Below are 19380 nucleotides of genomic sequence, written 5' to 3'. Positions count from 1 at the left end.
GGTGTCTTGTACGGATGTAAGAAGAGAGGAGGTCTAGATGAATGAAAAAGCAACATCGTGCCTGCACGCGAAGGGAGATGCTAGGGCTATCCTCTGCGGGGCTTTTAGGCGCCCACATCGCTTTAAGCTCTGCGGCGGCACCGAGGCGAACACTCGCCTATCGGTGGGTCTATATCCAGTGCAATCTGCAAGTGGAGGCGGAGGTCGCTCGGCTAAAAGGGATTCTGCAACGCGCGGCCGCGGCCGGATATAACGGCATCGTTTTATCGGACTACAAGTTCGGCTTCTTGGATAGAGTGTTACCGGTCTATTTTCAGAACGCTCAGGCTGTGCTGCAGGCGGCAAAACAGCTTGGGCTAAAAGTCTACACCACCGTCTGCCCGATCGGCTATTCCAATGAGCTTTTGGTAAATGACCCCAATTTAGCCGAGGGGCTGCCGGTGAAGGAGGCGACCTACAGGGTTCAGGGACGGGAAGCCGTTTTGGTGCCTTTTGCGAAGGCGTCTCTGACAAATGGGGACTTTAAAGAGGCCAATGGAAATACTTTGGTGGGGTGGTCTTTTCAGGATAACCCCGGGGATTCCACCTTTACCGACACGGCAGTGGAACGCAACGGGCTTCCTTCCCTGCGCATCGAGGAGTCGAAACGGCGCAACGCGCGCGTTATGCAAATCGTTTCGGTGGCCCCTTGGCGGCAGATGCGCCTTTCCGTGTGGGCGAAAACGGCGGATTTTCAGGGAGGCGATCTGGTAGGAAGCGTCGTTTTGGGCGCCGATGGTAAAGCGCTTACCTACATGCAGTGGGACTTTGCACCCAACCAAGATTGGCGCCAATACTCCGTGGTTTTTAATACCCTTCAGAATCGGCAGATCAACGTCTATTTGGGAGTTTGGGGAGGCCGTGGAGGAAAACTATGGTTTAACGATGCACGGTTAGAGGACGTAGGGCTGCTGAACGTTCTACGGCGAGAAGGGTGTCCCCTAGAGGTGCGCGGGGAGAACGGGCAGCTTTATCGGGAAGGGGCAGACTTTGAACCGGTTTCCGATCCTTTTCTGATGAAGTCCCCAGGCGACTACGATATCCAGCACAAGCCGCCCAGCATTCGACTTACCCGTCAGAGCCGAATATCGAATGGGGAGAAGCTCCGTGTAAGTTTCTATCATCCTGTGCCGATCTATGGGTGGGAGGTATCGTGTTGTCTGACGGCTCCCAAAGTGTATACGTTGTTGAGACATCAGTTGGAGCTTATTCAACGCTATTTTCACCCCGACGGTTTCTTTTTCTCGCACGATGAGATGCGAGTTGCAAACTGGTGTCAGCTGTGTCAGGCGACTCATAAAACCCCAGGACAGCTTCTGGCCGACAACATTCGGAGATGCGCCGAAATGGCGCGTGTCATTAGCCCACAGGCAGAGCAGTGCGTCTGGTCTGACATGTTCGACCCCTACCATAATGCGGTAGCCGACTACTATCTGGTCAACGGCTCTCTAGCGCACTCTTGGGATGGGCTACCGGAACAGATGATAATCGTCAACTGGAACCATGACCATGACAAGCAGAGCCTCAGGTGGTTTAGTGATAGGGGGTTCAAGCAGATATTGGCCGGTTACTACGATGGCCCTCCCGAATCGATTCGGGACTGGCTAAGCGATGCTCGTGGGATAGCTGGCGTTGCAGGGGTTATGTACACAACGTGGCAGCAACGCTTCGACGATCTCGAAGCGTTTGCCAAGGCGGCCTGGGGCTAGACGTATGACATAGATCGCGTCCACGAAACGGCAGATTTTACCTATAGGGATGGCGTTTACATCGCATGAGCCTGTAAACGCTGTTCCTATTTTTTGCCTCCTGTGTGTTCTAAAGTAACTCTTTATGTTATATAAAGCTCAACTAACTTAAAACCTGTTCTTCAAATAGATATTGACTATATCAAAGGTTTCTGTCTCAAAGGGTTGCTAAAAAGGCGTAACTTTGCGTATAATGAATCGTCAGACTCGATAAGAGAGCTGCTCGCTAGATGCACCTAGAAAAAACAAAAAGTGCGATTTTAAACCTAGCAATTCGAAAGGAGTTTAAAAAGATGAAGCAGGAGTTTAAATTAAAAGGTTTTACCTTAATAGAGCTGCTTGTCGTTATCGCGATAATAGCGATTCTTGCGGCTATTCTCTTCCCTGTCTTTGCCCAGGCACGCGAAAAGGCACGAACCATCAGTTGTGCCAGCAACATGAAACAGATAGAGCTTGGGCGCCAAATGTATGTGCAAGACTACGACGAGACCTATCCGGCCAACCGTATCTTCACCCCCAACGGGCAGCACGTTACTTGGCGGGCGGTGGTGATGCCCTACATCAAAAACGAGCAACTTTGGATCTGCCCTTCTGCGCCTTGGTCCTATAATGAGTTCTCTTGGATGAAGGCGGGCAACGGAGATGACGGATGTCTGCAAGATGGCAATATGACCCGCCAGGATTGGCAAAACAACTACTGGCACTCGCTGGCCAACTATGCAGATAACGGGAACCTGTTTGACCCAGGTGGCCCCACACTCGCTTCCGTTCAGTATCCGGCAACCACCATAGATGTTCTCGAGACACGTGACTTCTGGCCCGATCTGGGCACATGGACGATCAGTTGGAACTATAACGCCAATGGCGGAAGCCTACCGTTTTGGCACAATACGGCTGGCAACTGGGCCTTTGCGGATGGTCATGTGAAGTGGATGAAGTTGGCGGCAACGATTGCGCCTACCTTTATGTGGAACCCCGATAACGACCCGAACGAGTGGTCGAACTGGGGCGGTGATCCTTGCGCAAGCGGACCTAACAACGGTGCGGCCTTCGTCGCCTGCTTGCTCAAAGAGATTCCACCTGCCTATCGGTAAATCTACGATGAAGAGGTAAGCAAAATGCAACGAGAAGTCCATCCTGCGGTGATTGCGGTGGTGGTGGCCGTGGTGGTCGTGATCTTGGCCGTGATCGGCTATAAGGTGTTTGGGCCTACCAAACAGAACGTCTCGCCAGCCGAGTTCATGAAGATGAAAGCACACATGGTGCCACCGCCCAAATAGGAAGGTATTCTAGCATAACTCTAGCTAAAGCAGCTCTCAGAAAAAACGACTTAGGGTTACCTGACGATAGGTAGCCCTAAAGTTTTTATGTGTCCTTTCTCTTTCTGTCTGTAAGAGGCGGTTGTGGCTAGTTTCCGCTGAGAAGGTTATCATAGCAAACTGCCAATAAACTTGCTGGTCTCCCCTCTCCCTAATAGGGGGAGGGGGAGGGCGCCCTGCCCCAGAAAATCTTGCGATTTTCTGGGGACCCCAGCGTCGGCCTTGAGGGGAGTGGGGGTGGGGGCTTGAAGAGCTGACGATACGACTGTCCGTTCGAGCCGAAGACAACTGTCATACAACTGTCATTTCGAGCCGAAGGCGAGAAATCTTGTGTTTCCATTGCCACCGGTTTTGAGAGATGGGGGAGGGGCTGGAGAGACTACCGGCTTCACGGTTCTAGAGCAAGTCAGCAAAGCAAGCCTATCTTGTTCGCCCCCTATCCCATCCTTTCCCCCGATTCGGGAGGTGCTAGCGCACGGCGATGCAGCGGTCTTGCAGACGGCGATGCAGCGGCCAGAGAGATAGACGATTATGGGAACTGTACTGGCCGCTGAGGTGGTCAGCTCCACTCCCAAATTGGGGGAGGGGGAGGGCGCCCTGCCCCAGAAAATCTTGCGATTTTCTGGGGACCCCAGCGTCGGCCTTGAGGGGCGGGGGGTGGGGGCTGGAGAAGCAGACAGCGATGCAGCGGCCAGAGAAAGAGGCGAGTAAGGCAATCTTTCTGGCCACAAAGGCGCCGTCCGCGAGGACGCCCACCGCAGGTGCCCTCTCCCACAAAAAACTGCCTCCCTTCATCCAAGATGAAGGAAGGCAGCATAAACACAACCAAACACCAAACTACGGTACGGTCACGCGGAAACTTCCCCCAAAACTACCCCCTCCATAGCTCCCGCGCACCTGCAACAAACCACCGCCGGAAGCAACTCCAGACGGAAACACCAGCGTCGCCGATACACTCCCCCCGGCAGAGAGCGTGCCTAACGACATCGGCAACGAACTGGAGGAATCCACACGATGCTTGCATGAGCGCCAGCAGTGGCATCGCCGTGGTAGGCTCTATACCACCAGAAGCAATGTCTGCTTTCCGTTTTGGCTAGGCAAGGGGGGCGGTTACGTTGCGATGGGAAGGTGGAGGTGATATAATGATAGTTGCAGAAACAAGTTCAAGGCAGATTCGTCGGTTTAGCGAGAAGCTTTTGAGAGGAAATGCATGACACAAGCGGTGGAAAGCAAAGAGGTGTCCTTAAGCCCCGATTTAGCGGCTAAATATCATCAGTTAAGACAGATCCTCCAAGACATGGGGCAGGTCGTGGTAGGCTACTCTGGGGGGGTGGATAGCACTTTGGTGCTGAAGGTAGCCTATGATGAGTTGGGGCAGGGAGCGCTGGCGGTTGTAGGGAACTCTGAGGCCTTTCCAGAGGGTGAAGTGGAAGAGGCCGTGAAGGTGGCGCAACAGATCGGGGTGGAAGTGGTTCTTATTACGACCCATGAGCTATCCAATCCCCATTTCGCGGTGAACAACCCCAATCGGTGCTACCACTGTAAAACGGAACTGTACACTGAGCTGCGCAAGGTGGCCGACGCGCGTGGCATTCGTTGGATTGCCGATGGCAGCCATGCGGAAGATGGGCGGCCGGGCGACCATCGGCCGGGAATGATTGCGGCCGAAGAGCGCGGGGTGCGCAGTCCCCTACGGGAGGCAGGTTTTACGAAATCCGATATTCGTGCGCTGGCACGCCACCTAGGGCTCCCGAATTGGGACAAGCCCTCTTTTGCCTGCCTCTCTTCGCGTTTCCCCTATGGCACGCGCATCACACCGGAGCTTTTGGCGCGGGTAGACGGATGTGAAAAGTTCTTGCGTTCCCTGGGTTTTCGACAGTTTCGGGTGCGTCATCACGATACAATTGCCCGTATCGAGGTAGAGCCGCACGAAATGATGCACGTGTTGGAACATCGGGAAGCCATCCTCACTCGCTTTCGCGAGCTAGGTTACACCTATGTGACCCTCGACATTGAGGGCTACCGGCAGGGCAAGATGAACGATACATTGAATAGCTCCCTCATCGGGCGTGAAACCATCACCCTGCGTTCCCGTCATTGATAGGCATCTAACAAAGGAGGAGAGCGCCTGTGAAAATGGATAAGGCGCATAGAGACGAGCGGATGAAACAGAGCTTCTTAAGAGGGGTTTGCGTGCTGGTTGGGTCTATGCTGCTCTTAGGGGGGGTGGCATGGGCGCAAACGGCGAGCGAGATATACGGTAAAGTCCTGCAGCGCTATATGAGCCTACATACCTATGAGGCCACCTATCTTATGACACAGCAGATACCGCAGATGGGGGCTTTGCAGCTTAAGATGATCGTGAAAATGATCCCTAAAGAGCGTAAAGCCTACGTTGTGTCAGAACCGTCCGGCGTCGGTACCGGCCAGCTTGCTATGATGTCGGCTCTGGGACAATCGGTAAGTGTATCGGATGGTAAAGAGGTGTATCTCTACTTAAAAGCGATGAATAGCTATATGAAAATACCGTTGCAGGAGACCAACACACAGTTCGGAGGCCTCGGCATGTTTACCGGTGGGGTGCCCAGCCCGGCACAGCTCAAGAAGTTAGGTGCCCAACTCAAGCTTCTGCCCTCCACCTCTTTTGATGGACATGGTGCCTATGTTCTGCTAATGACCATTCGATCTCCACACCCCGGTGTGCCGCCTGTAACGACTAAAATCTACATAGACAAGGCCACCTACAAGGTGTTGGGAAGCTCTGGCGACGTGCAATCAGCGCAAGGAATTATGATACATGCGACGATGAAACTGTTAAGCGAAAAGCTCAATCCACCCCTTCCCGAAAGCCTTTTCCACTTTACACCGCCCCCTGGGGCCACCGAAATGTCAGGCTTTGGAGGGACGGTAGGAGCTCCGCAGATAGGAACACCTACAAAGAGCCACAAACCATAACAGGGGGTAGTATGGAGCCGGAAAGTTTGTTAAAGCTACTGGAGCAGGTGCGAGCAGGGAGCGTTAGCCCGGAGGAGGCGTTGGAGCAGCTCCGTTTTCTCCCGTTTGAAGACGTTGGTTTTGCCCGTATTGACCACCATCGGGCTTTGAGGAACGGTTTCCCTGAGGTGGTCTATTGTCCAAACAAAACGGTGCCCCAAATTATCGCCATCATGGAGCGTGTGGCAGCACACGCCTCCAAAGTTTTGGCTACCCGGGCGACGCCCGAAGTGGCCGCAGAGGTGCGCGCTGCGCTGCCGTCGGCGATCTACCACGAACAGGCGCGTATGTTGGTTCTGCCTGGCGCCATAGAGGTTCCCCCTCCCGCCACAGTCGGCACGGTGCTTGTGGTTTCTGCCGGCACGGCGGACTTGCCGGTTGCCGAGGAGGCTGCCGTGACGGTGGCCGAAATGGGCAGTCCGGTAGAGCGTCTCTACGATGTGGGTGTGGCGGGGCTTCATCGGTTGTTGGCGAACCAGCGCCAACTCTATGCGGCCAATGTGGTAATTGTGGTGGCCGGCATGGAAGGAGCGCTCGCCTCGGTCGTTGGAGGGTTGGTGGCACGCCCCGTTATCGCCGTGCCTACGAGTGTGGGCTATGGGGCCGGTTTTGGGGGCCTCTCGGCTCTGCTTACCATGCTTAACTCCTGTGCTAGCGGGGTTGGGGTGGTCAATATTGATAACGGGTTTGGTGCCGGTTTTCTGGCGCATCTCATCAACCTGCGAGGGTTGGAGCGCAAAGGCGCGTGAGCGTCGGGGTTTTGGGGCGTCTCATGTGGGCGCTCCTGGCTGCAGGTGTGGGCGCCTTTTGGATGTGTCGTGCACGTCGTCCCGACGCTAAACTATCGGCTTCCCTCTCTCTTGTGAAAGCGCTGGGTTTTGCTTGCCTTGCGCTTTCGCTGTTTTGGGCGGTGGTCTGGTTTGCGATTGCCTGCCTTCGCCTAACCTATCCGTTCGAGTTGGAATGGATAGGAGGGGCTATGCGCGACCATGTGGAGCGCTTTCTGCATCATCAGCCTTTTTATGTGCCTCCGGGCGGCGGTTGGTTTCCCTATGAGTACCCTCCTCTCTACCCATGGGTCTGCGCCAAACTCCTTAGATGGTTTCCACTGCCAGCCTTTGTGATCATGCGTGGTGTCTCCATCGTTAGTACCGTGGGATGTGCAGTTCTCATCGCGTTGTGGACGAAGCGACTTACTGCCGGTGCCACTCAAACTGCCTTTTGGGCTCTGCTTGCTGGTGGCTTGTTTTTGGCCGCCTATAGGGTAACCGGAGCATGGTACGATCTCGAACGCCTCGATATGTTGTTTTTGTTTCTTTCTCTATTAGGCATCTATGCGCTTGATAAAGGATGGGTTGGAACCGTAGTGGCCTCTGTGGCTTTTGTGCTGGCTTTTTTTACCAAGCAACAGGCTGTTCTTTTTATTATGGCGGCGGCTCTGGCACTTTGGTATCTGCGAAATTGGCGGTCTCTGTACCTTTTGCTTGGTATAACGGGTTTGGGCTGTGTTATCCCCCTCCTTCTGCTGAACCAGGCCACACACGGCTGGTTCTGGTTCTACTGTTTTCGGGTACCGCTTGCCAATGGCATTCATGCCTTCTTAGCGCTGCTGTTTCTTTATAATGACCTTGCGCTATACGCTCCACTCATCGTGCTGATCGTCCTTGTATGGAAACAAGCAGGGCACCAAATGCCCCTTAGCGAGAAAACCCTGCTTTTTGCCATGAGTACGGCAGGGGTGTTGGGCAGTTGGCTAAGTCGGGCACATTGGGGAGGCGATCAGAATGTGTTGATGACGGCATATCTTTTTATCGGAATTATGGCCTGCACCTATGCGGCCTATACAGTAGAAGCCTATCCGCATCTGCTGCCGGGCCTGTTAAGTTTGACACTTGCGCAGTTTGTTGCCATAGCTTATAATCCGTTCGCCCAGATCCCGCATCGGCAGAATCGAGAGGCCGGGCAACGTTATCTAAGGGAGGTTCAAACGTTGGAAAGAGGGGGCGAGGTGCTATGCCTCGACCATGGTGGCTTCACAGTTCCCCCTCATTTCCAGATCATGGGGTTGCTTGATGTGCTGAACACCCTCCATCGGGTGCCTTTAGGACTGGCGCAGGCGTTGAAGGCTAAGCGCTATAGCGCCATTCTCACCGAGGGACTGCCGGGCGCACACGATGCGTTCGGCCGAATGCTCTACGCCTTTTATCGCCCTGTACAAAGCCAGTACTACACGGCCTCTTGGGTGGTGACGGGTTTTCTCACCCCAAGCCCTCGACGCCCCGTCTACATCTGGCGTCCGCGCTAAATAGGCAAAGGCTATTGGGATAGCTCTAGCGGCTCGCGTGATTCGACACCAGTTCTTCGTAGAGGCAGTGGATGATCTGCTTCTCGCCAAATCCGCCGGGAAGCGCTACGTAACGCCCTCCTGCGTCCTCAATCCATCTCCTTCCCTGTTCCGACATGCTGTGGCTCACGTGCTTTATCACCAGCATAAAAATGTCGGATGCGCGGATTTCGGCTTCGTACTTGGCGGGGTTGGTGGTTTTTTCGCAGGTTAGCCACTTCGCCTCCGCCAGTTTCAGCCGCTCTTTGAGGTCGGCGCAGACCTTGTGGTATTTGCGAGAGCCTCCGATGATCACCAGCTTTTTGCCTTCTGTATACGGCAAGAGGGCGGAGCACCAGGCAGCGATCTCCGAATTTTCGGGTTCATTTTGCTCTGCAGTTTCGGCAAGGGACGCGGCTAGCTTCTCCTCCTGCAGTTTTCGCTCCTGAGCTTGGGCATAGCGTAGAAAATCTTGGTACTTTGCCTGACCTTGAAGCAGCGCAATACATCGGATGAGCGGGCGGCTGATCTCTTTTTTGGAGGGAGGTAAGCCGGCTGCACGGCAGGCATCGAGCAGCCCGAGCAGTTGGCGCTGATCCTCCTTAAAGGTCTCTTGCCGTATCTCGTCTTCCGGGTAGTTTTCTATGAACAAAAGAAGGTTGTCAAGGGCTTCCAGTTGGCGTTTTTCTCGCTCACGGTCTTGTTGGAGGCGTTGCAAACGTTGCTTTTCCTGAGCCACGATGCTCTCAAGCTCTTTTGCCCTTTTTTCCAAAGTTTTCAGCGTTATGTCGGGGGAGAGGGACTGGAGATAGCCCTCTTTTTCCGCATGGTTCTGGATGGTTTTATAGAGTTTCTCTTGCAGCTTGTCGAAACCGTCCAATTCGCTCATGAAGCGAAAGAGAAGTTGTTGAGCGGCGGCGACATAGTCGAGTATTTTGTGGCGTTCTTCGGGGTGAATCTGGTGGCGATGGGCTTCCCACCAATTCAAGGCTTGGTGCGCTTGGGCCGTATAGCGGAAATATTGGGCGAGTTGAACCCACTCTTCTGCGGAGATAGAAGGCTCTTCGAGTTCGGTGGGTATCTCCCAAACCTCAAAGGGGAGGCTATGCTCTGTATCTTCTGTCCACTGGCGTGTGAAGAGTATGCTTGTCTGAAGCTGCTCCAGCTTAGCTAGGCTTTGAGCGTCATGAGCGGCACCGAGGTCGTAGAGGGCATTGATCTCACAGGCCAGCGCACGCACCTCAAACCATATGGCGATACTATCGCCACCCTGTTCTAGCTGCTCTTTGAGAGCTTGCCATTGTGCAAGCAGACTATCCACACGGGTGCGAAGGTCTTCAAGCGGGATCGCGGGGGCCGGGCTAGGTGGTTTTTCGGTTATGCTTACAAGCTCATCTAGGGGGTTCGGCTGAGGTGGAGTGGCAGAAAGAGGCGCTTCCATAATCTCTTCCTGCATTTGAAGGGGCGTTTCTGGCGCTTCAGCTGCCGATAAGGGCATTTCGTTTTGTGCACCGGAGGACGCTTCTTGGAATTCACTCTCTGGAGCGATGGGTTCGGCATCGGTAAAGGTGTGGGAGAGCTTTGAGGCATCCAGAAAAACGGTTTGGTCGGCGGGGGGTTGCCCGCGGCTTGCCTGGGGCGCCGGTGTGAAGAAGGCCTCCATGTGCTGTTTGTGATCCTGGAGGAGCGAACGGAAGTTAGCAAGCACGGACTGAAGTTCTTTGGTGATCTCCTCCGATTCCGGGAATAGCGGCAGTTCCGTTTCCAACCGCTCAATCGCCGCTTCGAGGAAGCGCAAACGTGAAAACGCCCACTGTTGCTGTTCATAACGCCAGCGGAGTTTGGCGAGATAGGCGTTAAACGCTTCGGGCGAATCGTAGATGGAATTTTGCAGCTCATTGAAGGAGCTGTAGTTGGCGTCCTCCATGGGTTCTTCCCCTTTCATTCGAAGTGGTACAGTTTTATACTACTTCTAGGAGATGCAAAACCGGAAAGAAACACCCTAAAGGCTGAGAAAGTTCACCAAAATCTGCTTGCCTACCGCAGTGAGAACCGATTCTGGATGAAACTGCACGCCTTCAATGGGGAAGTTTTTGTGGCGTACGCCCATGACCTCCCCTTCGGGGGTATGAGCGGTTATCTGAAGGCATTCGGGCATGGTTTCACGGCGAATCACTAGAGAATGGTAGCGTGTGGCCTCAAAGGGGTTAGGGAGATCGGTGAAAACGCCTTTACCGTCGTGATATATCTTCGAGATTTTGCCATGCATCACACGATAGTTACGTACGACCTCTCCTCCAAAAGCCGCTCCGATGGCTTGGTGACCTAAGCAGACTCCAAGAATGGGAAATTCACCGGCAAAACGCTGGATGAGCGGTACGCTAATTCCCGCCTCTTTGGGTGTGCACGGCCCGGGCGAAATAACAAGCCGTTCCGGGCGGAGGCGGGCGATCTCCTCAAGGGAGATCTGATCGTTGCGATAAACCGCCACATCGGCCCCCAACTCCCCGAGATACTGCACGAGGTTATAAGTAAAACTGTCATAGTTATCAATAACAAGAATCATCTTTAAGAAGCGCCCTTGTCATGAGGGCGTCCTCCTTCCTTCTCTCGATACGCAGCCATCAGACAAGAAGTTTACCTTAACGAGCGAATTTTAACTTTTGTCTCGTAGGCCTGAGGTAAGAGGGAGCGGTTTGAAGCTAGTCGCTTTTGCTTTTTGATACCTTCCCGCTAAAATTGGGCCTGTAGATGCGGCGGGCGAGCGTTTCGCGATAAGGATTGTAGATGCAAAGCGACCGCACCCCTAGCAGCTCGACGAGGGCAAACGCATCTATTTTTCGACGAGGATTCGCTTTGCCGTCACGGCAAAGTCGTCGGATGCGATCGTAACGACGGCATCGCCAGCAGGGGCGAAAAGGGGGGCTGGAATCGGCTTTCATCTGGAGATGGCCTCGGTCATCCCTTGCCATAGCTTCTCTCCTAACGTCGTTCGATTCAGAAAGGCCGTGAGCAGTTTGGCCTCCTCTTTGTCAAAACGATCTGGCTCGGAGGAGTAGACCTCTACAACCCCCACAACCTGTTTATCTACCTTTACGGGCACGCCAAGATAGGAGGCCATATGGTCTCGTTGAAGCCAGGCATAGCTTTGGGCGCGATCATCCTCTAGAAGCAGGGGCACAATGAGGGACTGACCTCTTTTCGCAACCCACCCGGCAAGGCCCTGTCCCAGTCGTATCTCTCCTTCCGGATGCACGCCGCTGCGAAAGCGGGAGGCTGCTAAAAGCGAGAGCCTATCTGCGCTGAGGCGATAGATGGTGCAGCGATCGGCGCGTAACATCTCCACACAGAGGTCAGCGAGGCGAAGGGGCAAATCTTGCTGCTCAAGGAGGGTGCCTACGGCATGAGAGACACGTTTGAAATAACGGCGCATCTCATGCGACTTGGCCCGCGCTTCCTGGTAAAGGGAGGCGTTCAGAATGGCGGCTGCCGATTGGTTGGCTATAGTATAGAGACGTTCCATCTCGGCTACAGTGAACAGACGCCGTTTGCTGCTCAGGGCCTCGATAACGCCAACGGTCTGATCTTGGGCGTGCATGGGAACGCACAGTACCGAGGCGATGCCGAGATGGTGAATGGGTGCAAGGCGATTGCGGGGGTCGGCCGCCACATCAACGACGGCTTGCGGTGTCTGCCACTCGAAGACCCACCCTGCGATGCCTTCGCCGGGGCGGAGACGAAGATTTTCAATAAGAGCAGGGTTGGGATGGCGTATGAGACGTGGGATCAAAAGGTCTTTATCTCTATCGTAGAGACGGATGATGAGGCGGTCAACCTCCAGCAGATTACAGACACAATCGGCCACATAATCGAGAATCTCTTGAATTTCGAGGGTTGAGTTGATCTGCTGGGAGAATTCGTAAAGCGCGGAGGCCTCGGTGGCTTGGCGCAGGGCCTCTTCATAAAGCTCCGCGTTTTCGATGGCGATGCCGGCGTGGAGGCCGAGTGCAGTAAGCAGGCGCAGGTCGTCTGGAGTATAGGCATGTCTTTGAAGGCTTGTGAGCATAATAAGCCCGTGCACCTCCTCGCCGTTGCGGATGGGGACGAGGAGGGCGGAGAGGGCGCGAGGTGGGTCAGAGATGTCCTCGAAGTCGGGCTGCTCTTCCACATCGGCGATCAAAAACGAGCGTGCCTGATGAAGAACCTGAGAGACAAGGTTGTTTTCTACGGAGAGTTGGCGTTCGCTCTCTTCTTGGCTTAAGTTGCGCTCGGCCGCGATGATAAGATGCGTGTGCTCATCGTTCAACAAGAAGAGGGCTGCGGCGTGATGTTCCATATGCCGGCAAGCGATATCGAGTACCTTGTCTACCACCTCTTGGAGGTTAAGGCTGCTGGAGATGCTTCGGATGGCATCGTAGAACACGTTCAGTTCGCGGGAGTGCTCTCTGGCGAGGTAGTTGGTATCGGCCACGCTTTGTGCAAGGGACACGATTCCGGCAAGTGTCTCCAGGATATCTATATCCTCTTCATCAAGAGCCGGACGGGCGAGGAGAGTATCGTTTTCTTGGCGATTAAGGGCGGCAAGCACCCCGACGATTCGGTTGTTGTAATAGACGGGCACGAGGGCGGCGGTTCGTGCGTTAAAAAGAGAGGTAGGAGAAAAAGTGGTCGGCAGCGGATGGCCCTCTTCTTCAAAGAGGTCGCCCACCTGAACGGCCTGGTGCGGATCAAAGAGCACCGGACGCCCCTCGTGGAGCACCCGTTCGGCCAAGGAATCGGTGACTCGCACCCGGAGACCGGTTATCTGATCGGCATACTCTCCGGCGGCTGCCACATAATCGAGCAAGGTGTTATCTTCGGCGAGGAAGCAGAGAGCGGCACCGGCCGCATCGGTTAGCCGGCAGGCCTCTTCCACCACAGCTTGATACACGGTGTCTTTAGGCAGGGAGGCGGCGAGCATGGCATGGAGGCGGCGGATCGCTGCGCGCTGCGAGGCGGCTCGACTCATGATTTAACCCACTCCTCACTTTCTACGGGAGCCTCACATTAAAGTGGTACTCATTGTTGCACAAAAAATGGCTTATGTCAACATAACAATGATGTCTCGTTTGTAATAGCCACGGCTATTGGCTGGCTAACGAGGGCTACGAGGAAAAAGTAGTTAAGATTAACCGCAACAGGAGAATATCGTGTGAACATTTCTAGAACCCATCACGAAGCGCAAAAGGGCAACCAGAGCGCGGCGCCATCCAAGTCAGCGTTAGGAGATGCAAGGCTAGAAGATTTGTTGCAGCGTCTGGAGCGTCATGAAAAGCGGTCCCGCAGGCATATGCGCCTTATGGTGAGCCTTAGCGTACTTGCCGCTATCCTTATGTTTTTTGTAGAGATAGCAGGGGTTCTCGTTGCGCTACAGAAAGGGATCGAGACCCTGCCCCTTTGGGCGGTGCTCAGCTCGTGGCTTCTTTTCCTGACCATGCTTTTAGGCGTTGTACTGGTTTACTCCAGGGATATGCACACGAGCCTCAAACTCCTTCAAAACGTTAGCCTCCATCGGGATGTCCGTGTGGTGGGTCCGCTGTTATCTTTATGGGGCATTTCTAGTCCGCGCATGCGCGGGGCGATAGAAGAGGCCCTTATCGAGCTGTTGCCGCAGATGAAGGCCTCCGACGCCGCCCTTTTAAACGACGAGCAGCGGGCGCAACTCTATGCCATCCTGCGTGATACCAATCGGCGGCGTGTTCCCCTGCAACTGGCCGTATTGGAGGCGTTAGGGCGCATAGGCGATGCCCATGCCGTTCCTGTTGTGGAGCGCCTTTCCGAAACCCCATTACGACGACAGCGGGCTTTAAGGGAGGCCGCTCAACGGTGTTTGCCGCAGTTGCGTGAGAGGGTTCTCCAGTTGCAGCAAAGCAGTACCCTCCTGCGGCCTTCAGTGAATCGAGCACAGGAAAAGGAAGTGCTGCTGCGCACGGCCGATTCTGCTACGTTGCAAACCCCGGTCGAACAGCTTGTACGCCCCACAGATGCAAAGGAGACACTGGATGAAAATTCCTCTGAACTTTAGCGCTCTTGTCACGTCATTAATTTTGACATTCCGATGCGCTCTCCAAGCCCCGCTGAAGCGTGGCGTGGTTTTACAGAAGTATCTGTTGGGGCCGGTGCTATGAGCCAGTTCCAGACACGATATGTTTGCCAGAACTGCGGTTACGAGTCGCTAAAATGGCTTGGACGATGCCCGGAATGCGAAACGTGGGACTCGTTTGTGGAGGAAGTCGTCTTACGCCCTACGCATAAGGAGCGTAGCAAGTCGAAGTCGGCGCAGACGGTCTCCAGCGCTGCCGATGCGGCTGCGCCGCTGCCGATAACGCAGGTGGAGATGGCCTCACAGCCCCGCATCCTAAGCGGTATCGGCGAGTTCGATAGGGTTTTAGGTGGCGGCATCGTGCCCGGCAGCATCGTGCTGGTGGGGGGCGATCCTGGTATCGGCAAATCAACGTTGCTAACTCAGGTGGCCTATCATATCGCAAGAGCGCAGACGGCCGGCTCGGTACTCTATATTTCCGGCGAGGAGAGTGCCCAACAGATTCGACTGCGGAGTGCCCGTTTGGGTGCCGAAACCGAGCGGCTGTTCGTGAGTGTGGAGACGGATATCGAGCGCATCGAGGGCCATCTGGAAAAGCTGCGACCCACGCTTGCAATCGTGGATAGCATACAGACGACACAGGATGGGTCGCTCGATTCCATCCCCGGCTCGGTAAGCCAAGTGCGCGCTTGTGCGGCCAGGCTGGCGCGCTTTTCAAAAGCAATCGGTGTGCCGGTGATCCTTATCGGCCATGTGACTAAGGAAGGCAACCTCGCCGGACCCCGTGTGTTGGAACATATCGTGGATACCGTGCTCTATTTTGAAGGGGATCGCCAGAACGCCTACCGGTTGTTGCGAGCCGTGAAAAATCGGTTTGGTTCTACCGATGAGCTGGGCATTTTCGAGATGCGCGAGCAGGGTCTGATCAGTGTGGACAACCCCTCGGCGGCTCTCCTGGCCGAACGAGCGCAGGATGGGATCGGGTCGGCTATCTCGGCGACTCTGGAGGGAACACGGGCGCTGCTGGTAGAGGTGCAAGGGCTTGTCGCGCGCTCGTTCTTGGCCAGTCCACGCCGTGTCATCAATGGGTTGGACCCTAATCGGGTCAACATGATTCTGGCCGTGTTAGAGAAACGGCTTGGCCTGAAGTTGGCAGAGCAGGACGTGTTTGTCAACGTGGCCGGTGGGGTGCGTGTAGTGGAGACCGCGGCCGACTTGGCTGTAGCGATGGCGGTTATTTCAAGCTTTCGAGAACAGCCTGTGGAGCCTACCACCGTTTTCATCGGTGAAGTGGGGTTAAACGGGGAGATAAGAGCGGTTTCGCAGGGCGAAAAGCGCCTACGTGAGGCGGCAAGACAAGGGTTTCGGCGGGCGCTTATTGCCAAACACCATTTAGCCGAGCTGAAGGATCGTGTGGGGCTGGAGGTAGTCGGCATTTCGACCATAGCGGAGGCCTTGCCGAAGGGACTGTTGCCAGGAGGTAGATGAACCCTCGTGAGTTCTGCTATTATGTGTTCTTTTGTGTATATTATTTCTCCAGTAAAAATTCAGAATAAACGAATGATAACTCCGCAAAGAGATTGCCAGTCTATTATAGTAAGTTCGGAGATCACCATAGAGGATAGGAAGGATGTTAGAAAAAGAGCTTTCGGCGGAGAGTGCCGTTGCTTTGCAAAAGTCGGTGCCACGATGGATGTACGCACCATTTTGTAAGCTAGGGCCGCCCGTCGTTGTCATCGGCATGCATCGCTCCGGCACAAGCTTAATGGCCGCCATTTTGGCCCTCATGGGAGCCTACATGGGACGCATTGGAGACCCTCAAGAGGAGAGTAAGCTTATCATTCACCACACACCGCGGAACTCCCTTATCATTTATACTAGTCAGAAAAGCAACGGTTTTGTTCCCACGCCTAAGAGAGTGCGTGATGGCTATGGTGAGGATGAAAGTTTTCGGCTCGTCAACGAACGCATCTTTGCGCGGGCCGGAGCCACGTGGGATAATGTGGATTCTCTCATTGCATTGCAGGACGATCCGCAGTTCACCAAGAGCGCTGTACGTATCCTACAAAGGGCAACTTTTGGGATACTGCGCACACAGTATCTGGGCGCAATGCCGAAGGGCTATGAGGGGCCATGGGGCTGGAAAGACCCGCGAACTACCTTTACCTTGCGCTATTGGCTGCAACTGTTTCCTAATGCCAAAGTGTTGCACGTGCGTCGTAACCCCGATGCGGTTGTGAAAAGCCTCATGCGTCGCGCTGAGAGCTGGGCGGCACGAACTCCGCACTTTGCTCCCCCTCTACATCGTCGAGTAATCAGGGCCCTCACACATCCGAGGCTCGCTTTTGAAAGGTTTGTGCTGAGACGGCAGTTACAACAATCGCATCCTAAAACGGAAGAGGACTGGCGGCGGTTGTACGATCAGTACGTAAGCGAGGGTGAGAAGTATCGTGCTTTGGGTGATCGGTATGCGGAGGTAAGCTACGAAGATCTCTTGCAAACTCCGCAGGAGATCATCACGGCCATCGCGAATTTTACCGAAATCGAAATCAACGAGGTCATCCTGAGACAGGCAACAGGGCTTATCATTCCTCCTGAGACGAAGCGATGGTAAAATCGAGTGCACCGCCGAATGTCATCATCTTCTTCACCGATCAACAGCGTTGGGATACAACCGGGGTTCACGGAAACCCGTTAGACCTCACGCCGAATTTCGACCGAATGGCCCAACGTGGCACCCATCTCTATTATGCTTTTACATGCCAACCCGTCTGCGGGCCGGCACGTGCGGCGCTTCAAACAGGTTGTTATGCCACCCAAGTGGGGTGCTTCCGTAACGGCATCCCTTTGCCGCCCGACGCGATTACCATGGCGCGGTGTTTTCGCGAAGCCGGTTACGATACGGCCTACATCGGCAAGTGGCATCTTGCCTCGCGCGATCCGGTGCCCGAAGCCGAACGAGGGGGTTACGACTATTGGCTTGCCTCCAATGTGCTGGAGTTCTCTTCCGATCCCTATCGTACGGTGGTTTACGATAACGAGGGAAACGCGGTATTGCTGCCGGGGTATCGGGTCAACGCGCTAACGGATGCGGCCATTCGCTACATCGCCTCTCATCAAGAACGACCCTTCTTTCTTTTTCTCTCCTTTCTCGAACCTCATCACCAGAATCGGCTCGATAACTATCCTGCGCCGGAAGGCTATGCCGAGCGTTATGTGGGGCGATGGATGCCGCCCGACCTCGCTGCGCTTGGGGGGTCTGTGCACCAACATCTCGCCGGATACTATGGGATGGTGAAGCGATTGGACGAGGCCTTCGGCCTGCTGCTCGATGTGCTTCGGAGCCTTCGGCTGCTCGAGAGAACCATTGTGCTCTATACTTCCGATCACGGCTGTCATTTCAAGACGCGCAACACCGAGTACAAGCGCTCTTGCCACGAAGGCTCCATCCGTGTACCGGCGGCTTTGCAAGGGCCGGGCTTCGATGGCGGGGGGCAGATCCGACAGTTGGTAAGTCTGGTAGATATACCACCCACCTTGCTGGAAGCCGCCGGGTTACCAATACCGGCAACCATGCAGGGGCGATCTTTCCTGCGCCTTACCCGTGGCGAGAGAGAGGGATGGCCCGAGGAGGTCTTTCTGCAGATCAGCGAATGGCAAGTCGGACGCGCCGTGCGAACCCGCCGCTGGAAGTATGGGGTGTTTGCCCCACAGAAAAACCCCTGGCAGGATTCGCACTCAGATACCTACTGGGAGGCCTACCTCTACGACCTTGAAGTAGACCCCTATGAGCTAACTAACCGAATTGAATGCGCCTCTCATGCGCGCGTGGCCGAGGTGATGCGCGAGCGCCTCCTAAGACGCATTCAAGAAGTGGAAGGCGAGAAGCCCACCATTGTCCCCGCGAAAAGAGTGCCTTCTGGTCAGCTCTCTATTTCTGAAGAAGAGGCGTGGCAATAGTCACAAACATGGGGTAAAGTACGTAGCAGAGATAGGGCACAGTCGGAGCGATGTTAACCTATTCACTTTTTCCGCTCTGCAAGTCCGCGCCATGGGGCCTATTCATGCAAGCCTATCGTCCGTTGCTGCTACGAAGACAACGTCGTATTGCCCAGCAGGTGGGCACGGTTTGCTGTGCCCTGCTAATAGGTGTTTTGTTGCCATCGTTCTTTTTGCATTGCGCCCGCTGGGCCATACTAACAGGCGGGACGGCCTTTATTAAGGGGAGCCTTTTTGGGTTGTGTCTGGCCGCGATCACACGAACGCGTCGCCCTACGTTTATCTATCTCTGGCTGCTGTTGGCGCTGCTAATGGGCATCTCTTTTTGGAACGACTGGCCCTTAAGCATGCCCGCACCTGCGTTGGCAACAGGTACACCGTGGGGCCAATTGCTTTTAGCGGGGTACGCGATCCTCATACGTTATGGGCTTTTTTTCGTAGGACTGCCTACACCGTTCGCCCTATATGGACAACATGGACCCGACATGGAGGATACAACACAGACAAAGGAGTAAGAAAATGCCATCGTCTTCGGAAAATTCAAAACGCGCTTGGCTCAGAATGTTGCTGTTGTTGGGCATCGCCTTTGTGCTCGGAGGCTTCGTTTTGCCTAACATCCACATCACGTGGCACGAGCCGGAAAGTCAGGCTTCGATGGGGAGCTTAAATGTCTCTCTCGGCAAGCCTCAAACCAGCTTATCACCGCTGGAGGTCTACGCGCGTGCCGCCCAGGCTGTCTATCGTTCGGTGGTCTATATTGATGCCTCAGAGACCGTGCGGGTTGAACCCGACATCTTTGACGAGATGATGGGCGTTGAGCCGCAGGTGGAGCAGAGCCATTGGGAAGGTTCCGGGGTGATCATCACGCCGGATGGC

General features: G+C 54.8%; 18 protein-coding genes. 13 read left to right on the top strand and 5 right to left on the bottom strand.

All coding sequences use genetic code 11. The features are described 5' to 3' along the window. The first annotated feature begins 41 nt into the window (after nt 1-41). The 3 genes from VKV18_RS04470 (at nt 42) to VKV18_RS04460 (ending at nt 3067) form a co-directional block, all read left to right on the top strand. A complete protein-coding gene (locus VKV18_RS04470; protein WP_324203025.1) occupies nt 42-1748 on the top strand; it encodes a hypothetical protein in 1707 nt (568 codons plus the stop codon). Between the two features lie 332 nt (nt 1749-2080). Next, nucleotides 2081-2881, top strand: a complete 801-nt coding sequence (locus VKV18_RS04465; protein WP_324203024.1) for a DUF1559 domain-containing protein — start codon at nt 2081-2083, stop codon at nt 2879-2881. A gap of 24 nt (nt 2882-2905) precedes the next feature. After that, a complete protein-coding gene (locus VKV18_RS04460) occupies nt 2906-3067 on the top strand; it encodes a hypothetical protein (protein ID WP_324199872.1) in 162 nt (53 codons plus the stop codon). A gap of 507 nt (nt 3068-3574) precedes the next feature. On the opposite strand, the gene VKV18_RS04455 is transcribed toward VKV18_RS04460, so the two are convergent. After that, nucleotides 3575-3883 carry a hypothetical protein gene (locus VKV18_RS04455; RefSeq protein ID WP_324203023.1) on the bottom strand — a complete coding sequence of 103 codons (309 nt, stop codon included), beginning with the start codon at nt 3881-3883 and terminating at the stop codon, nt 3575-3577. A gap of 433 nt (nt 3884-4316) precedes the next feature. Between VKV18_RS04455 and larE the strand changes: the two genes are divergently transcribed. From larE to VKV18_RS04435, 4 genes are read left to right on the top strand one after another with little or no spacing between them, the layout of a single operon-like run. Then, nucleotides 4317-5207: an ATP-dependent sacrificial sulfur transferase LarE gene (gene larE / locus VKV18_RS04450; RefSeq protein ID WP_324203022.1), complete on the top strand. Its 891-nt coding sequence runs from the start codon at nt 4317-4319 to the stop codon at nt 5205-5207. 29 nt (nt 5208-5236) lie between these two features. Further along, complete coding sequence (locus VKV18_RS04445; protein WP_324203021.1) at nt 5237-6061, top strand: hypothetical protein; 825 nt, start codon at nt 5237-5239, stop codon at nt 6059-6061. Between the two features lie 11 nt (nt 6062-6072). Further along, complete coding sequence (larB, locus tag VKV18_RS04440) at nt 6073-6849, top strand: nickel pincer cofactor biosynthesis protein LarB (RefSeq protein WP_345786392.1); 777 nt, start codon at nt 6073-6075, stop codon at nt 6847-6849. Further along, entirely contained in the window at nt 6846-8405 is a 1560-nt protein-coding gene (locus tag VKV18_RS04435) for a hypothetical protein (protein WP_324203019.1), read from the top strand. The genes larB and VKV18_RS04435 overlap by 4 nt, the downstream gene beginning before the upstream one ends. Before the next feature lie 25 nt (nt 8406-8430). Here VKV18_RS04435 and VKV18_RS04430 read toward each other — a convergent pair whose 3' ends face one another. From VKV18_RS04430 to VKV18_RS04415, 4 genes are all read right to left on the bottom strand, one after another. Next, nucleotides 8431-10350, bottom strand: a complete 1920-nt coding sequence (locus VKV18_RS04430) for a hypothetical protein (protein WP_324203018.1) — start codon at nt 10348-10350, stop codon at nt 8431-8433. Between the two features lie 75 nt (nt 10351-10425). Then, complete coding sequence (locus VKV18_RS04425; RefSeq protein ID WP_324203017.1) at nt 10426-10989, bottom strand: aminodeoxychorismate/anthranilate synthase component II; 564 nt, start codon at nt 10987-10989, stop codon at nt 10426-10428. A gap of 136 nt (nt 10990-11125) precedes the next feature. Further along, the gene (locus tag VKV18_RS04420; protein WP_324203016.1) at nt 11126-11395 is read right to left on the bottom strand and encodes a hypothetical protein; all 270 of its coding nucleotides are present in this window, start codon (nt 11393-11395) and stop codon (nt 11126-11128) included. Continuing rightward, entirely contained in the window at nt 11362-13431 is a 2070-nt protein-coding gene (locus VKV18_RS04415) for a GAF domain-containing protein (protein ID WP_324203015.1), read from the bottom strand. The genes VKV18_RS04420 and VKV18_RS04415 overlap by 34 nt, the downstream gene beginning before the upstream one ends. A 183-nt stretch (nt 13432-13614) precedes the next feature. On the opposite strand from VKV18_RS04415, the gene VKV18_RS04410 reads away from it, so the two are divergent. The 6 genes from VKV18_RS04410 to VKV18_RS04385 form a co-directional block, all read left to right on the top strand. After that, nucleotides 13615-14487, top strand: coding sequence for a hypothetical protein (locus tag VKV18_RS04410; protein WP_324203014.1), 873 nt, complete (start codon nt 13615-13617; stop codon nt 14485-14487). 99 nt (nt 14488-14586) lie between these two features. Then, the gene (gene radA, locus VKV18_RS04405) at nt 14587-15993 is read left to right on the top strand and encodes a DNA repair protein RadA (protein ID WP_324203013.1); all 1407 of its coding nucleotides are present in this window, start codon (nt 14587-14589) and stop codon (nt 15991-15993) included. Nucleotides 15994-16135: 142 nt separating this feature from the next. Further along, nucleotides 16136-17119 (top strand): sulfotransferase, encoded by a 984-nt coding sequence (locus tag VKV18_RS04400; protein WP_324203012.1) that lies wholly within the window; start codon nt 16136-16138, stop codon nt 17117-17119. Then, complete coding sequence (locus VKV18_RS04395) at nt 17113-18465, top strand: sulfatase-like hydrolase/transferase (RefSeq protein WP_324203011.1); 1353 nt, start codon at nt 17113-17115, stop codon at nt 18463-18465. The genes VKV18_RS04400 and VKV18_RS04395 overlap by 7 nt, the downstream gene beginning before the upstream one ends. Before the next feature lie 104 nt (nt 18466-18569). After that, nucleotides 18570-19019 carry a hypothetical protein gene (locus VKV18_RS04390; protein ID WP_324203010.1) on the top strand — a complete coding sequence of 150 codons (450 nt, stop codon included), beginning with the start codon at nt 18570-18572 and terminating at the stop codon, nt 19017-19019. A gap of 4 nt (nt 19020-19023) precedes the next feature. Next, nucleotides 19024-19380: hypothetical protein (locus VKV18_RS04385; RefSeq protein ID WP_324203009.1), on the top strand; the 357-nt coding region annotated here is incomplete at its 3' end.

It is taken from the genome of Chthonomonas sp. (assembly GCF_035294505.1).
In the GTDB taxonomy this organism is placed as follows: Bacteria; Armatimonadota; Chthonomonadetes; order Chthonomonadales; family Chthonomonadaceae; genus Chthonomonas.
Note: the sequence above shows the minus strand (reverse complement) of the source record. Positions and strands in the feature narration are given on the sequence as shown.

Bases quoted from the DNA above. Each gene is read 5' to 3' on its own strand.
- radA (WP_324203013.1), top strand. From the start codon at position 14,587: ATGAGCCAGTTCCAGACACGATATGTTTGCCAGAACTGCGGTTACGAG.
- VKV18_RS04430 (WP_324203018.1), bottom strand. From the start codon at position 10,350: ATGGAGGACGCCAACTACAGCTCCTTCAATGAGCTGCAAAATTCCATC.
- VKV18_RS04465 (WP_324203024.1), top strand. From the start codon at position 2,081: ATGAAGCAGGAGTTTAAATTAAAAGGTTTTACCTTAATAGAGCTGCTT.
- larB (WP_345786392.1), top strand. From the start codon at position 6,073: ATGGAGCCGGAAAGTTTGTTAAAGCTACTGGAGCAGGTGCGAGCAGGG.
- VKV18_RS04420 (WP_324203016.1), bottom strand. From the start codon at position 11,395: ATGGCAAGGGATGACCGAGGCCATCTCCAGATGAAAGCCGATTCCAGC.
- VKV18_RS04400 (WP_324203012.1), top strand. From the start codon at position 16,136: ATGTTAGAAAAAGAGCTTTCGGCGGAGAGTGCCGTTGCTTTGCAAAAG.
- larE (WP_324203022.1), top strand. From the start codon at position 4,317: ATGACACAAGCGGTGGAAAGCAAAGAGGTGTCCTTAAGCCCCGATTTA.
- VKV18_RS04425 (WP_324203017.1), bottom strand. From the start codon at position 10,989: ATGATTCTTGTTATTGATAACTATGACAGTTTTACTTATAACCTCGTG.
- VKV18_RS04390 (WP_324203010.1), top strand. From the start codon at position 18,570: ATGCAAGCCTATCGTCCGTTGCTGCTACGAAGACAACGTCGTATTGCC.
- VKV18_RS04460 (WP_324199872.1), top strand. From the start codon at position 2,906: ATGCAACGAGAAGTCCATCCTGCGGTGATTGCGGTGGTGGTGGCCGTG.
- VKV18_RS04415 (WP_324203015.1), bottom strand. From the start codon at position 13,431: ATGAGTCGAGCCGCCTCGCAGCGCGCAGCGATCCGCCGCCTCCATGCC.
- VKV18_RS04470 (WP_324203025.1), top strand. From the start codon at position 42: ATGAAAAAGCAACATCGTGCCTGCACGCGAAGGGAGATGCTAGGGCTA.
- VKV18_RS04395 (WP_324203011.1), top strand. From the start codon at position 17,113: ATGGTAAAATCGAGTGCACCGCCGAATGTCATCATCTTCTTCACCGAT.